Consider the following 16,163-nt stretch of genomic DNA (forward strand, 5'->3'; position numbering starts at 1 on the left):
GATTTATGCGAAAGTAGATACTTTTTTCGTATTGTTTTAGCATTAAAAATTTTAACTAGCAGCCATTCTCCTCCTTGGAAAATGGCTTTTTATTTTTTTCTGAAAAGGAGATATAAAAATGACCTATACAAGCACACTCATTGGTTACCCGTATATCGGGGAAGATCGCGAATGGAAAAAAGCATTAGAAGCATTTTGGCGCAACGAGCTTTCTGAAGAAGATTTTGAGGATAGTTTAAAGAAAATCCGTTTAGCTAGAATTGACAAGCAGCTACAGCTTGGCATCGACATGGTGACAGTTGGCGATTTTACGTATTACGATAGAATGTTAGATACAGCATTAATGTTTGGTCTCATCCCAAAACGCTTTAACTGGCAGGGAGGGAAAGTAGATTTATCTACCTACTACAGCGTAGCAAGAGGGAATAAAACAGCTGTAGCTAGTGAGATGACAAAATGGTTTAATACAAACTATCACTATATTGTTCCTGAATACGAGGGACAGGCCTTGAAACTAACAGAAAATAAAGTGTTGGCCGATTTCTTAGAGGCGAAAGAAACGTACGGTATTATTGCAAAGCCAACATTGATTGGTCCCTATACATTCTGCAAGTTAACAAAAGGCTATAGCAAATTCACACAGGTTGAATACTTATTAGCTCTAATACCGCTCTATACGCAAGTATTAAAAGAATTAGTGGAGGCAGGTGCAAATTGGATTCAACTAGAAGAGCCATCACTTGTCACAACCCTTGATCCAGCAGACATCAAGCTTGTGCAAGAGATTTACGACCAGTTAGCCGTTGCGGTTCCAGAAGCGAAAATCATGCTGCAAACTTATTTTGAAGCATTATGCAGCTATGAAACATTGATTACATTGCCTGTAGAAGGATTTGGCCTAGACTTTGTTCATGGCTATAAAGGAAATATGGCGTCACTTCGTCAATATGGTTTCCCTCAGGACAAAGTATTGGCAGTCGGGGTTGTTAATGGACGTGATATTTGGCGTTCCAACTTAGCGGAGGTCAATGCTACAATTCAGGCAATTGAGCATTTAAGTAATGCGGCAGAGCTATGGATTCAACCATCCAGCAATCTACAACATGTACCGATCACAACTGCTCTTGAAAATGAGATTGACCCTGTTCTGAAGCATGCCTTAGCCTTCGCAGATGAAAAAATTGTAGAAATCACGGAGCTAACTAAATGTAGACGAGATACAGAGGGTATCTTACAGCATAATTTTTCTGAAAGTATGAAGGCAATTGAGGCTCTTAAAAACCATCCGATCCGTCAAAACAAGTTGATCCATCAAGCAGTTCAAACTGTGACAACGCAAGATTTTGAACGACATAGTGAATTTGCTCAGCGTCAAAAGATGCAGCAGCAAGCGTTAGCGTTACCGCTATTCCCAACAACAACAATCGGAAGCTTCCCACAATCTGATGAGGTGAAAAGGAATCGTAATGCTTGGCGTAAAAAACAATTATCAAATGAAGCCTACGAGGCATTTATAGAGCAGGAAACAAAACGCTGGATTACGATACAAGAGGAACTAGATATCGATGTACTCGTTCACGGTGAATTTGAGCGTACAGACATGGTCGAATACTTTGGTGAAAAGCTGACTGGCTTTGCCTTTACAAAAAAAGCATGGGTCGTTTCCTATGGCTCACGCTGTGTCAAGCCACCGATCATTTATGGAGATGTTGCGTGGTCTTCAGCAATAACTGTAAAAGAGTCAGCCTATGCTCAAAGCTTAACAAAGCGCTTTGTAAAAGGTATGCTGACAGGACCAGTGACGATATTAAATTGGTCCTTTGTACGAGACGATCTGTCACGTAAAGATGTCGCTTATCAAATTGCATTAGCACTTCGCAAAGAGGTTGAGGCACTCGAAAACGCAGGTATTTCAATTATTCAAGTGGATGAGCCAGCTCTAAGAGAAGGTTTACCGCTACGAAAAGAAGAATGGGGAGCTTACTTAGAATGGGCTGTTAATTCCTTTAAGCTGGCTACAGCTAGTGTCAAAGATGAAACACAAATCCATACACATATGTGCTACTGCGAATTTAACGATTTCATCGAACCGATTAGTGCACTTGATGCAGACGTGATTTCCATTGAAACATCAAGAAGTCACGGGGAGCTCATTACATCACTGCAAGGGCAACCTTATCAAAAGGGCATTGGCTTAGGCGTTTATGATATTCATAGTCCTCGTGTGCCAAGCAATGAAGAAATGCTAACTATTATGAGAGATAGTTTACAGGTGTTAGATTCCCATCAATTTTGGGTGAACCCAGATTGTGGTTTAAAAACAAGAAAAGAAACTGAAACTGTTGCAGCTTTGGCTAATATGGTTGCTGCAACGAAAACATTACGCCAGGAAGTACAACAATCTATCTCGAGATAACGACATCATTTTATAAATCTACTACAACTACTACATCTTCTCTCCGAAATACAACAAAGACCAGGAAAAAAATGGACCTGGTCTTTTGTTGTTTCATTCTTTTAAGATTTTTATTATATTCAGAAAATAAAATTGACGTGAACAATCGAGCATGTTATGTTTATAACGAATTTCATAGCGATCATTACAAGTTTGAGTGAAAAAGACTTTCATTCAATTAAAAGGAAAATGGGTGTAAATCCCATGCTGTCCCGCAGCTGTAAATGAGGAGTTTTGTTTCAAATACCACTAAGTGATTACTTGGGAAGGTGAAGCAAAATCATGATTCATGAGCCAGAATGCCTGCTTGTAAGGAGATTCATTGATGATCTACGAAAGATAGGGAGATGGATGGAGGCTTACTCATTGTAAGTTTTTCTGTCCTTATTCTTTTTTAGAATAAGGTTTTTTTAGTTTGATTCAGCAAATGTTTTTGTAGTAGCACATACAGAAGACTTCTTTTTCTATAAGAAGATAAATAGTCAATGGCTGTTTAAATGCCCTCTGAACGTCAAAAAGCACCACGTCCTGTGGCAATGTCGGTGTGTCTAAAGCCTCTAGCGGATATCACAAACTTTGAAAAGGTGTCTGCACAATGCAAATCAACTTCTACTCGTTAGCTCGAAAAATTTGAACGCATTGTTGATACCTTCTTTCCATCTATCTATAACTAGATTCATTTGTACCACGAATAGAGATAGGAGACAGAAAATGAGATTGACTAAGTATGTACTTCCCTTCATCCTTGTGTTAACTTTCAGCGTACTTGCTGGTTGTACAAGCACAGATCAAGAAAAGGGAGAGACAGGAACACAGCAAACAAATGAAAAAATGATAACAATTGGGTGGCCATTAGATGTCGGCCCATTGAACCCCCATACATATTTACCCAATCAAATGACCGCACAAGCGATGGTCTATGAATCTTTGGTGGAATACAACGACGATGGAACTGTTAGTCCAAAGCTAGCAGAAAGCTGGGACATATCAGAAGATAAAACGACTTATACTTTTCATTTAAGAAAAGATGTTAAGTATTCAGACGGAACTGCGTTTAATGCAGATAATGTGATTCGTAATTTCAATGCAGTATTAGCGGATCGGGAAATGCATTCTTGGATGGGTATGGTCAACCATATGAAAGAGGTTGTGAAAGTGGATGATTTTACAATTCGCTTGCAATTAGATGAACCTTATTATCCTGTCTTAAACGAGCTTGCCTTTGTAAGACCATTCCGTTTTTTAGGGGATAATGGATTCCCAGCCGGAGATGCGACACAAGATTCGATCAAGGCACCTATTGGAACAGGTCCATGGGTATTAACCGAGTACAAAAAAGATGAATATGCTTTATTTAGTCGCAATGAAAACTATTGGGGAGAAAAGCCTCTCGTAGAACAAATTAAAGTTAAAATTATCCCAGATTCAGAATCGATTTCATTAGCATTTGAAAACGAGGAATTAGATTTAATTTATGGTCGTGGCATCATTAGTTTAGATAACTATACGTATTTAAAAGATAGCAGTAAATACAAAACCGCTACCTCTGAGCCTTTGTCTACGAAAGCGTTACTCTTCAATACTCAGTCGGGACCGTTAGCCGAATTAAAGGTTCGTCAGGCCATTCAATATGCTATCAATAAGGAACAAATGGTTGACAGTATTACACATGGTACAGAACAAGTGGCTAACACATTATTTTGGGATGCCATTCCTTATGCCAATATAGAGTTAGCGCCAATCTTATATAATCCTGAAAAAGCGCAGCAACTACTAGATGAGGCAGGGTGGACGTTACAGAAGGGCGAAAAAATTCGTTCGAAAAACGGGCAACCATTATCATTAGATTTAATCTACATCGCAACAGATGCAATCCAAAAGCCAATGGCGGAATTAATGCAAGGTGAACTAGCAAAAATAGGGGTACAGTTGAATTTAGAAGGTGCAGATGTGATGGTCGGTCTTCAAAAATTAATGGATGATCAGGTGGATATTAATTTCTGGCGTACAAACGGACCACCAACCGACCCACATAGCTTTGCAAATGAGTCAGCTACGCCAAATGCTAGTGGTGTTTATGAGGCAAAATTAGGCTTATCTAACGCTACAGACATCGATACGAAAATTCATCAATTATTAGTGGGAACAGATGAAGAGGAACGAGTGCAACTTTACACGGATATTTTATCCATATTCCATGATCAAGCACTTTTCTATCCTATCTCTTACGAAACAAATAATGTAATTTATCAACCATATATGAAGGATTTTGCTCCACGTGCATCTGAATATGATATTCCCTATGCACAAATGGATAAAGAGTAATAAAAAAGAGAGAGTATGTCTTGCACAGACAGCTCTCTCTTTATCATAGGAGTGAGTAGGAAGTGACAGCATGTATGAATCGACATGGATGTTTTGTTTAAAAAGAATTTTGACTTTGCCGTTTGTCTTACTAGGAGTTTCCATCCTAACCTTTGTATTTATTCGTTTTGTACCGATAGAGCCTGCTGAGGTCATCCTACGATTGGCAAGAGTTGCTCCAACCGAGGAAGCTGTTCAGGCATTACGCGAAGAACTAGGGACGGACAAACCTTTCGTTCTTCAATATTTACTATGGGGAAAAGGCGTTTTACAGCTAGATTTTGGTACATCCTTTGTGAGTAAATTACCAGTAGCACATGAGCTATTCGCGAAATTACCTGCAACCATTGAATTAGCTCTTGCCGCATTTGTCCTCATTTTAGTATTCAGTATACCATTAGGGATTATGAGTGCATTGTCTAAGTATGCCATCATCGATAAAATCATTAGATTCTTTAGCATATTGAGCGTATCCATTCCAACATTTTGGTTAGGTTTCCTACTGCTCTATCTATTTAGCTTAAAATTAGGGCTCTTTCCGACAAACGGAAAGGGCACACTCGCTCATTTAGTTTTACCAGCCTTCGCACTGGCATTGCCAACCATTGGTCTGTTCATCCAGTTTATTCGTTCCACTATCCAGGAAGAATTACAGCAGCAATATGTTCAATATGCGCAGCTAAGAGGATTAAAAAATTCTGTAATCCTCAAACGTCATGTGTTACGAAATGCTGCCATACCTTTGACTTCCTTATTAGGTATGACGCTCGGTAGTTTACTAGGTGGAGCTGTAATTGTGGAGCAAGTTTTTAGTTGGCCAGGACTCGGTAGGTATTTAATCGAATCCATTACGAACAGAGATTACCCCGTTGTACAATGCTATGTATTGATTATTGCTGTGATCTATGTGTTGACCAATCTATGCACAGATGTATTGCATCGTCTATTGGACCCTCATCTGATGATGAAGGACAGGAGAGATTGACATGAAGCGATTACGAAAAAGAAGAGATCCTATTCTAGGGTTATTTAGCTTATCCCTCCTTGTAATCATTGTCTTACTGGGATTGTTTGCACCCATTTTAATGCCACATGATCCGTTAGCTGTCGATATAACTAAGAAATTTTTAGCCCCTTCCTGGGATTACCCATTCGGTACAGATCACTTAGGAAGATGCGTCTTTTCTCGCATGCTTTTAGGTATTCGCTATTCATTAGGATCCGCACTCTTCATTCAAGTCGTTGCTATTGTTTTAGCTGTCCTACTTGGTGCCTTTGTAGCGTTGAAAAGAGGTATAATCGATGTGGTATTTATTCGAATATGTGATGTTTTATTAGCTTTTCCGACACTGGTACTTGCATTTGGACTTTTAGGTGTATTAGGCCCTAGCTTAAAAAATGTTTTAATAGCCCTTATTTTTACACAGCTTATTTATTACTCCAGAATGGTTCGAAGTTTATGTATTGGGATGAATGAAAAAGATTTTATTCAAGCTGCTAGGATTACTGGCACTACAGGCATTAAATTAATCATTCGTCATTATATCCCTAACATACTGCCAGCTATTGTCACGATTGTGGCGTTAGATATCGGGAAAGTCATTTTAGAAATCGCTGGCTTTTCCTTTATAGGTCTGGGCGTGCAGTCGCCGATTCCAGAATGGGGCATGATGGTAAATGAAGGGAAACAATATATCCGTCAGCATCCCGATTTAATGCTTTATCCTGGGCTTGCCATTGTCCTAGTGGTGTTATTCTTTAATCATTTAGCCAATCGTTTAAAGAAGTTTGATTCGTGAAGGGGGAAGTTATGGAGAAGGTTTTAGAAGTGAAAGATTTAAACGTCAAAATTGGGGAGAAAAATGTATTATCCACTATCAATCTGACAGCCTATAAAGGGCGTGTCTTAGGAATCATAGGAGAAAGTGGTAGTGGCAAGACCATGCTTTGCCATGCCATCATGCAAACATTACCATCTATCGCACAGGTGACACAAGGGGAGGTTCTTTATCAGCAGGAAAATTTAATGAATGTTTCAGCTACTCAATTAAGAGCATATCGTGGGCGGCATCTTTCGATGATTTTGCAAAATCCATCCGCTGCCTTCGATCGTATCCAAACGATTGAAGGCCATTTCAGAGAAACATTAAAGGCACACTTTAAGCTGACCAAAAAAGAAATGAGACAAATAGCTCTTGATGCCTTACATAAAGTGCATTTACCAAATCCAGAGCAGATTTTACATTATTATCCTTTTCAGTTGAGTGGTGGCATGCTACAGCGAGTGATGATTGCCTTATCATTGGCGCTACAAGCCTCCCTCTATATTGCTGATGAACCAACGACAGCTCTTGATACGATCAATCAAAAACAAGTATTAACACTATTTGATCGTATTCGCGTAGAAACAGAAGCTGCCATACTTCTTGTTACACATGATTTAGGTGTTATTGCTGAACTAGCTGACGATGTGGCTGTTATGTATCAAGGAAAAATCATTGAGCAAACGAATGTCTATGATTTCTTTGATGCACCTCAGCATGCCTATACAAAGAAACTATTACAAGCAAGAATGCTATTTTAGAGGTGAAAAAATGACGCTGCTAGACGTGAAAAATATTGATATGCATTACGCTCAAAGACCATTTCTATTCCAGCGTAAGCAGGAAGTTCCCGTATTACAGAAGGTGTCATTCTCACTTCAGGAGGGGGAATGTCTAGGAATAGTCGGTCAAAGTGGTTCAGGAAAAAGCACATTAGGTCGTATTATTTTAGGAATCGAACGACCAACAAACGGGGAGTTGCTCTTTCAAGGTGTCAATTTATACGAAGCACCAAGCAAGCATAAAAAAAGAATACGTAGAGATTTACAGGCAGTTTTTCAAAATAGCTATCATTCATTTAATCCGAAGCAGACGATTTTTGAAATACTCGAAGAACCGTTTCTGAATTTCGAGCATTTTAGCAAAACAGAGCGACAACATAAAGTAAGGGAATTACTAGACTGTGTAGAGTTAGAGAGGGCAATGGCTCAAAACTATCCTTCGCAGCTTAGTGGGGGGCAACAGCAACGAGTCAACATCGCTAGAGCTCTTGCGCTAAAGCCAAAATTAATTGTCTTAGATGAAGCGATTAGCAGTCTTGATATGATTTTACAAAAAAAGATTATACAATTACTACAAACACTTCAAAAAGAGCGACAGCTTGCTTACATTTTCATTTCGCATGATTTACAGGCAACACGTTTTATGTCAGACCGTATCCTTGTCATGCAGCATGGTCGGCTAGTGGAGGAGATTGGCAAGGATGGAGCATATGAGCATCCTGCTTCACAACAATTATATCATGCTATTTTGCCTTCACACCCGCGAGAAAGAAAACATAAAACGAAATGATCATAATATAGAAAACACGTATACAATGGGCATGGAGGTATGGGCTGGTAATGATAGAGGCCAGTTGGATTACCTCATTTGCTCCAAACATTAGTAAGAGTCATCTATTAAAGAAACGCCATTTTGCATTAGAATGGTGTTTTTCTTTTTATTAATAATATTAATCAGGTAATTAACTTTATTGATATTTTCATTTAATAAATTAATTTTATTATTTACTTTTTTAAATTATTTGGTATATAATCAATTTAACTTAAAGGAAGGAGTTCACTATGGCTTATCAAGTAATCACAAATTGTCCTGTCTGCAGTAAAACATTGAAAATTACGAAGTTACAGTGTTCTCATTGTCAAACGACGATTGAAAATGAGTTTGAATTGTCGAAGCTAGCATCCTTATCACAGGATCAGCTTCATTTTGTGGAAGTATTTTTAACATGTCGAGGGAATATTAAGGAAGTAGAAAAGGAACTGGGCATTTCGTACCCAACTGTGCGAGGCAAGCTAAATGACATTATCTCATCCCTTGGCTATGTCCAAAAGAAGAAAAATGAAGTAGACGAGAAAAAAATTGTAAGCATGTTGGAAAATGGCGAAATCACAACTGATGAGGCCATAAAACTCTTAAAAGACGAATAGGGAGGAATGCTACATGAAAGAGGAAATTACTAAAGTGTTAACCATGATTCAAGAGGGAAAAATTGATGCTGATAAAGGGTCAGAGCTGATTCAAGTGTTACAAGAGAAAGAGGAGTCAGGTAATAAATTTCTGGAAAAAACGAAGTATTTAGATAAAACGTTAAAGGTTCGTGTGGTGTCCACTGAAAATGATAATGTCACTGTGAATTTGCCTATAAAACTTGTCAAGGCTGTGTTAATGGCTGGACACAGTATCGCTGCGAGTATTCCGCAATCGGAAAAATACGTGAAAGATATCGATATCAATCTTCTTCTTGAAGCCATCGAAAATGAATTAGATGGACAAATTGTGGACATAAAATCGGCAAACGGAGATACCGTTTCAGTTTTCATTGAGTAGAGGCGACTTATGATGCATGTAAAAGTGAAAGCAAAAGACGTTCGTTTTACCGTTCCTGTTCCATATGCTGTGCTAACCATTGTTCTTTCCATTTTGACTTCAAAATGGATTCAGCAAAGTGTCAACAAATGGACAAAGGCATACTTCGACAGAAAAAAAATCGACTTTTCCTTTCCATTCATTGACAAAGAAATGCTCAAGCCTATTATCAAGGAACTACAAAATTATAAAGGGCTCGTGCTAGTAGATGTCAAGGCACAAGACGGTACAGAGGTTAAGGTTAGACTGTAATAACCTAATAGTTAAGATGGGAGCATGTTTTCATAAAAAGCATGCTCTTTGTTATTTAAAGAGAATTCTTTGCAAAAGAACTATCTAAATTCCACAATTTGTCCTCTAGATTGTCTAAGAGTGTTTTTGTTCTTTTCTCAAGATGATCTGGTAGCTCATTTTTACTGAAATAGGTAAGATTCAAACTCTCACCATCCCTCATCTCTAATACACCACTGACATTTTTCGCACTATAAAGATGAATAACTGTATAGATTTCATCCCCATTTGGATATTGAAAATAATAATTTGGCCCTGAAAAAACACCAATCAAGTCCAATTCATTCGCTACCAGTCCTGTTTCTTCATGAAGTTCACGGGTAGCAGTTTCATTCAGTTCCATTGAGCCACCAGGTAATCCCCAATCCAACGTATCTGAACGATGTTGAAAGAGAATTTTCTTGTCATCGTTGACTACAAGAATTGTCGCCCCGATACTGATAATCGGTCTACTACCGATGTGTTTCCTTAATTCTGAAATATAGCCCATATGTGCTCCTCCTCTATATTATAAAAAAACTATTCGCCTTTCTTATTATAAAGACCTCTATTTTACTTATAACCCTTGAAAATGGAGTTATGGGTATAGATGAACAATCTTTTTTTGTACAAAATAATGCTCAAAAATGCAGAATAGTCAATCAAAAATGAAAAATAGCTTTTTATAATCAGTCTTTTCTGAATTTTACCTATATTGATTGTTTTGAAAACTCTATGTTAAGGTAAATAGACAAATTGAATATGCTAAATTTTGGTGGTTCAAATGGGGTTCATTCCATTTGATTAAAAGGGAAGTTGGTGAGAGTCCAACACTGTCCCGCAACTGTATTTAGGAGCTCGATAACAAGGCCACTGTTTTGTTTGTCAAAATGGGAAGGTGTTATTGAAGTGTTGATTATAAGTCAGGAGACCTGCCACAAAATAAGCATCAATTGACCTACGAGGATAGGGAGGTGTTAGCTACTGCATGATTTTTGTGAATTCCTGTAAATTCACTGTTATTTGGTCTGTCATGCTTTTGTAGATTAACAACTTCTAAAAAGGGGTAGAAGTTGTTTTTTTGTTGTTCTTTCGTGTTGGAATGGTAACGCTTACAAGAATAATTAAACAAAGGGGCTGTCATTGAATGGAGTTAACTTATTCACCAGGTCTTGATGGGGTCATTGCTGCTGAAACAAAATTATCTTTTTTAGACACTGTAGGAAGTCAAATAGTTATTCGAGGCTATGACTTGATTGAATTATCACAGCGATATTCGTATTTAGATATTGTGTACTTATTGCTGCATGGAGAAATACCAACTACCGAGCAACAGGCTGACTTACAGGACAAATTAAAAGCACATTATCAGGTTCCACAAGAGATCTTCCAAATCTTCAAGCTCTTGCCTAATGAAACACATGCGATGGATGGACTGAGAACTGGAATTTCTGTTTTAGCAGGCTTTGATCAGCACATCAATGATCGTTCTACTGAAATGAACTTGACGCGAGCTTATAGACTTTTAGGCGGTATGCCTAACATCGTAGCCAATAGCTATCGTGTCTTAAACGGACAAGATGTTGTGGAGCCAGATAGTCAGCTTTCCTATAGCGCCAATTTTTATTACATGATTACTGGTAGAAAACCAACGGCGTTAGAAGAAGAAATTTTTGATCAGTCTCTCGTTTTATATAGTGAGCATGAGATGCCAAATTCGACGTTTACAGCTCGTGTTATTGCCTCTACACAATCTGATTTGTACGGTGCTTTAACTGGAGCTGTCGCATCATTGAAAGGAAATTTACATGGAGGGGCCAACGAGGCAGTCATGTACATGCTTCTAGAAGCCAAAACAGTAGCAGGCTTTGAAGCCTTGCTGAAAAATAAACTGCAAAATAAAGAAAAAATTATGGGCTTTGGTCACCGTGTTTATATGAAAAAGATGGACCCAAGAGCACAGATTATGAAAGAGGCTTTGCATAAATTATGTTTGGCACAAGGGGATGATCGCTTATATCACATGTGTGAAGCTGGTGAGAAGGTGATGGCACAAGAAAAGAGCTTGTACCCAAATTTAGATTATTATGCAGCACCAGTATACTACATGCTTGGCTTGCCAATTGAAATCTATACACCTATCTTTTTTGGCTCACGAACGATTGGCTTATGTGCTCACGTCATTGAGCAGCATGACAATAACCGATTATTTAGACCTCGTGTCCATTATATTGGCGAGCGTCATAACCTTGAAGAATTGTCGGTATAATCAAGTTTTAACAACTCGCCATAGAGCTGATGGGCATTCTGACCAATGCCTATCAGCATACTAGTATATCAAATTCATGCCTTGAAAGGAAGATATAGATGATTAAAACAAATGACATATCTAAGACAGATCAATTACTTACAGATATTGCGGATTACGTAGTCAATACAACTATTACAAGTGAAGAAGCATACGAAACGGCACGCTATGTATTATTAGATACATTAGGGTGTGGCATTTTGGCCTTACAATATCCTGAATGCACGAAACTTCTTGGCCCAGTAGTACCAGGCACAGTCGTTCCCAATGGTACACGAGTTCCAGGCACTTCCTATGTTCTTGATCCTGTAAAAGGTGCCTTTAATATCGGTTGTATGATTCGTTGGCTGGATTACAACGACACTTGGCTTGCGGCTGAATGGGGACACCCTTCTGATAATTTAGGGGGCATATTAGCTGTGGCTGATTATTTGAGTCGCGTGCGTGTTGCTGAAGGGAAAGAGCCACTTAAAATGAAAGACGTATTAGAAATGATGATACAGGCCCATGAAATACAAGGTATTCTCGCATTAGAAAATAGCTTAAATCGTGTTGGGTTAGACCATGTACTGTTTGTCAAAATTGCGACAACAGCTGTTGTGACAAAGGCATTAGGTGGCACTCATCAGGAAATTGTCAACGCCTTATCAAATGCTTGGATTGATAATTCGAGCCTACGAACATATCGCCATGCACCGAATACGGGTTCTAGAAAATCATGGGCTGCTGGTGATGCAACAAGCAGGGCAGTACACTTAGCCATGATGGCTGTGAAAGGCGAAATGGGCTATGCAACGGCCTTATCTGCACCTGGCTGGGGCTTCCAAGATGTTCTCTTTAATAAGCAAGAATTAAAGCTTGCTAGACCACTAGCATCTTATGTGATGGAAAATGTTCTATTTAAAGTTTCTTATCCAGCTGAATTCCATGCACAAACAGCTGCCGAATGTGCCGTTCATTTACACAATGAAGTGAAAAATCGTTTACAGGACATTGAACGCATTCAAATTACGACCCATGAATCCGCTATACGAATTATCGATAAGGAAGGACCTCTTAATAACCCAGCTGATCGTGATCACTGTCTTCAATACATTACAGCAATAGGGCTTATCTATGGCGATATTACAGCAGACCACTATGAAGATGAAGTGGCTGCAGATCCACGTATCGATAATTTAAGAAATAAAATGGTGGTTGTGGAAAAACCCCAATATACAATTGATTACCTAGATCCTGAGAAACGTTCGATTGCCAATGCTGTTCAAGTTTATTACAAAGATGGCACATCATCTGAGCTTATTGAATGTGAATATCCTTTAGGACACCGTTTCCGTCGTGAGGAAGCATTCCCTCAAATCATCGATAAGTTCCAGCAAAACATTAGCACCCATTATTCTCAAAAACAATACAGCAAGATTAATGAAGTTTGTGCTGATCAAGCACTTCTTGAAAATAGTGCTGTTCATGAATTCGTTAATTTATTTGTTTAACTTCTTTCAGGAAATTAAAGCCTCTGGCGAATGTCACGAATCGGGAAGGAGTTAATAAAGGATGTTAGCCTAAAATCCTCCCATCCTTGCGATAACGGCTAACTGACCTGCATCACAACCACTTTCGGACGTAAATATGCCGAGGCATCATTGATTATTAGGAGGTTTTTATAGATGGCGTGGATTGTAAATGAAGCAATAGCACAAAAACAATTGGCTGAACAATTTCGAACACTCATTACTCGTTCAACGATTTTACAAATCCCAGGAGCTCATGATGCAATGGCTGGCTTAATGGCTAAAAAAGTTGGCTTTGAGGCATTATATCTTTCTGGCGCTGCCTACACTGCCAGTAGAGGTTTACCTGATTTAGGCATGATTTATTCAAATGAAGTTGCACAGCGTGCGAGCGAAATTATTCGTGCGACTAATTTACCGCTGCTAGTGGATATCGATACTGGCTTTGGTGGTGTCTTAAATGTTGCCCGCACAGCTCGTGAAATGGTAGAAGCTGGAGTAGCTGCTGTACAGCTAGAGGATCAAAATCTTCCCAAAAAATGTGGTCATTTGAATGGGAAAACACTCGTTGCTCAAGAGGAAATGATACAAAAAATAAAAATGATTAAACAAATAGCTCCTACGTTAGTAATTGTTGCCCGCACAGATGCAAGGTCTGTAGAAGGTTTAGAGCAGGCTATTTTAAGAGCTAAAGCTTATGTAGCAGCTGGGGCAGATGCCATTTTTCCAGAGGCTCTCCAAACAGAAAAAGAATTTAAACATTTTGCTAGTGAGCTAGATGCTCCGTTATTAGCCAATATGACTGAATTTGGACAAACACCGTATTATACGGCTAAGGAATTTGAAAAGATGGGCTATTCGATGGTTATATATCCCGTTACATCGATGAGAGTAGCAGCCAAAGCCTATGAGCAAGTATTTGGCTTAATAAAAAAGACAGGGACTCAAAAAGAAGCTATTGAGGATATGCAAACAAGAAGTGAATTATATGAAACCATCTCCTATTACAAATTTGAAGATTTAGATAGTGAGCTGGCGAAAACCATCTTACCTAAAGAGGAAATAAAGTAGGAGAAAAGTTTACTTTTCTCCTCTTTCTTTCAAGGAGGACTAGCATGGATACATTAGAAAACAAAATGACCATTTTTACACCTGAGGACTTTCAGGAGGAGGAAGGGCTCATAGCAAAAACCGCAGAGCTGTTCATCAAACAAGATGTCGCTACTAATATGGCAGCTATTGAGCAGCATCAATATGACATCACTCGTCGGTTATTTCAAAAAGCTGGTGATCTTGGTTTACTAGCCATCGAAATACCCGAGGCCTATGGAGGGCTAGAACTTAATAAAAAAATTTCCGGGTTAGTTGCAGAAAGGATGGGCTATGGCAGCTCATTCAGTGTATCTTACAATATTCACGCAGGAGTCGGCACATTGCCCTATGTCTATTTTGGCGATGCGTCCCAAAAGCTGAAATACCTACCAAAGCTAGCTTCAGGTGAATGGATTGGCGCTTACGCTCTGACGGAGCCAGACGCAGGCTCAGATGCACTACATCCCAAAACAAATGCCATTTTAAACGAGGACGGCTCTGCATGGGTAATAAATGGTGAAAAGCAATGGATTACCAATGCACAGCTAGCAAATCTCTTTGTTGTTTTTGCGAAAACGAGTGAAGGCATGACTGCATTCATTGTAGAACGTACATTTAGCGGTGTATCTATTGGACAAGAAGAGGAGAAAATGGGCATTAAAGGCTCCTCGACTGCTACGCTTATTTTACAGGATGTTGTCGTGCCGAGGGAAAATGTTCTTGGCGAGGTTGGAAAAGGCCATAAAGTAGCGATGAATATATTGAACATGGCACGCTTAAAGCTAGCTTTCTCCAACATCGGCACTTCCAAACAGGCACTTCAGTTAGCTGTAACGTATGGTAGGGAACGGAAGCAATTTCACCAGCCAATCGTTCATTTTACCATGATACAGGAAAAACTTGCGGATATGGCAACCTCCATCTATGGGGCGGAAAGTGCTGCATACAGGACAGCAGGAGAAATAGATGATGCGATGGAAGTTACGGATAAAGAGTCAATGGTTCAAAAAATAGCTGATTTCGCTCTGGAATGCGCACTCAATAAAGTCAATTGCTCAGAAGTGCTTGGGAAAATTGTAGATGAAGCTGTACAAATCCATGGTGGCTATGGCTATATGCAAGACTACGAGGTTGAACGCTTATATCGTGACGCTAGAATTAGCCGTATTTTTGAAGGAACAAATGAAATCAACCGTTTAACAATGGCGAAGCTACTATATAAGAAGTATTCACAAGCAACATCTACCGAAAATGCTCCAGTAGCATATCAACCAGCAGAAAAGAATCAGCAATACATCCGTCTTGCCAAGTACTTAATGCAAATAGCCATCGCTGTCATTGCTGACGCACAGATTCAATTGGAGCAAGAGCAGGAATATATGCGTCTGCTAGCTGATATAGCAAAAGATATTTATGTTATGGAAGCTTCTTTACTGCGGACGGAAAAGAACGCATGTGACAATATGAAGCATTTGATGACAGATATTCTTTGTCAGGAAGGCTATCGTAAAATAGAAAAAAGGACAATCGACATTATTTGTGCTGCTGAAACAAATGAACAAAAGCGAAAAACAAGGTTAGATCATATTCAGCGCTTAAACATCCCACTCCATCAGAATCTCTTTATGAAAAAGCGAGAGATTGCAAGAGGGATCATCAACAATCCAAAATCGATCAGTTCATTATCATAA

Annotated in this window: 14 protein-coding genes and 2 riboswitches; of the genes, 13 read left to right on the forward strand and 1 reads right to left on the reverse strand. The window is 39.0% G+C overall.

Annotated features, from left to right (window positions below):
• The first annotated feature begins 118 nt into the window (after positions 1-118).
• The 9 genes from metE to MHI22_RS04290 all read left to right on the forward strand — a co-directional run bounded on the left by metE (position 119) and on the right by MHI22_RS04290 (position 9,543).
• Positions 119-2,416 (forward strand): 5-methyltetrahydropteroyltriglutamate--homocysteine S-methyltransferase, encoded by a 2,298-nt coding sequence (metE, locus tag MHI22_RS04250; protein ID WP_340811123.1) that lies wholly within the window; start codon positions 119-121, stop codon positions 2,414-2,416.
• Between the two features lie 171 nt (positions 2,417-2,587).
• Positions 2,588-2,780: riboswitch (cobalamin riboswitch) on the forward strand.
• A gap of 386 nt (positions 2,781-3,166) precedes the next feature.
• Entirely contained in the window at positions 3,167-4,780 is a 1,614-nt protein-coding gene (gene nikA, locus MHI22_RS04255; RefSeq protein ID WP_271913446.1) for a nickel ABC transporter substrate-binding protein, read from the forward strand.
• A gap of 70 nt (positions 4,781-4,850) precedes the next feature.
• On the forward strand, positions 4,851-5,804 hold the full coding sequence (gene nikB / locus MHI22_RS04260) for a nickel ABC transporter permease (protein WP_036126343.1): 954 nt from the start codon (positions 4,851-4,853) through the stop codon (positions 5,802-5,804).
• Position 5,805: 1 nt separating this feature from the next.
• Positions 5,806-6,618: an ABC transporter permease subunit gene (locus tag MHI22_RS04265; protein WP_036126340.1), complete on the forward strand. Its 813-nt coding sequence runs from the start codon at positions 5,806-5,808 to the stop codon at positions 6,616-6,618.
• An 11-nt stretch (positions 6,619-6,629) separates the two neighbouring features.
• The gene (locus tag MHI22_RS04270; RefSeq protein WP_340809008.1) at positions 6,630-7,403 is read left to right on the forward strand and encodes an ABC transporter ATP-binding protein; all 774 of its coding nucleotides are present in this window, start codon (positions 6,630-6,632) and stop codon (positions 7,401-7,403) included.
• Positions 7,404-7,413: 10 nt separating this feature from the next.
• Positions 7,414-8,214: an ABC transporter ATP-binding protein gene (locus tag MHI22_RS04275; RefSeq protein WP_036126334.1), complete on the forward strand. Its 801-nt coding sequence runs from the start codon at positions 7,414-7,416 to the stop codon at positions 8,212-8,214.
• Positions 8,215-8,486: 272 nt separating this feature from the next.
• Positions 8,487-8,852: a DUF2089 domain-containing protein gene (locus tag MHI22_RS04280; protein ID WP_141904351.1), complete on the forward strand. Its 366-nt coding sequence runs from the start codon at positions 8,487-8,489 to the stop codon at positions 8,850-8,852.
• A 13-nt stretch (positions 8,853-8,865) separates the two neighbouring features.
• Complete coding sequence (locus tag MHI22_RS04285) at positions 8,866-9,252, forward strand: SHOCT-like domain-containing protein (protein ID WP_036126329.1); 387 nt, start codon at positions 8,866-8,868, stop codon at positions 9,250-9,252.
• Between the two features lie 9 nt (positions 9,253-9,261).
• Positions 9,262-9,543 carry a hypothetical protein gene (locus MHI22_RS04290; protein WP_036126328.1) on the forward strand — a complete coding sequence of 94 codons (282 nt, stop codon included), beginning with the start codon at positions 9,262-9,264 and terminating at the stop codon, positions 9,541-9,543.
• Between the two features lie 55 nt (positions 9,544-9,598).
• On the opposite strand, the gene MHI22_RS04295 is transcribed toward MHI22_RS04290, so the two are convergent.
• Entirely contained in the window at positions 9,599-10,072 is a 474-nt protein-coding gene (locus MHI22_RS04295; protein ID WP_340809009.1) for an NUDIX hydrolase, read from the reverse strand.
• Between the two features lie 248 nt (positions 10,073-10,320).
• A riboswitch (cobalamin riboswitch) is annotated at positions 10,321-10,515 on the forward strand.
• Positions 10,516-10,708: 193 nt separating this feature from the next.
• Here MHI22_RS04295 and mmgD point away from each other — a divergent pair.
• From mmgD to MHI22_RS04315, 4 genes are all read left to right on the forward strand, one after another.
• Entirely contained in the window at positions 10,709-11,830 is a 1,122-nt protein-coding gene (mmgD, locus tag MHI22_RS04300) for a citrate synthase (RefSeq protein ID WP_340811124.1), read from the forward strand.
• A gap of 98 nt (positions 11,831-11,928) precedes the next feature.
• On the forward strand, positions 11,929-13,362 hold the full coding sequence (prpD, locus tag MHI22_RS04305) for a 2-methylcitrate dehydratase (RefSeq protein ID WP_271913460.1): 1,434 nt from the start codon (positions 11,929-11,931) through the stop codon (positions 13,360-13,362).
• 174 nt (positions 13,363-13,536) lie between these two features.
• Positions 13,537-14,451 carry a methylisocitrate lyase gene (prpB, locus tag MHI22_RS04310; RefSeq protein WP_036126321.1) on the forward strand — a complete coding sequence of 305 codons (915 nt, stop codon included), beginning with the start codon at positions 13,537-13,539 and terminating at the stop codon, positions 14,449-14,451.
• 44 nt (positions 14,452-14,495) lie between these two features.
• Complete coding sequence (locus MHI22_RS04315) at positions 14,496-16,163, forward strand: acyl-CoA dehydrogenase family protein (protein WP_036126319.1); 1,668 nt, start codon at positions 14,496-14,498, stop codon at positions 16,161-16,163.

The organism is Lysinibacillus sp. FSL L8-0312, from assembly GCF_038003285.1.
GTDB lineage: Bacteria > Bacillota > Bacilli > Bacillales_A > Planococcaceae > Lysinibacillus > Lysinibacillus fusiformis_D.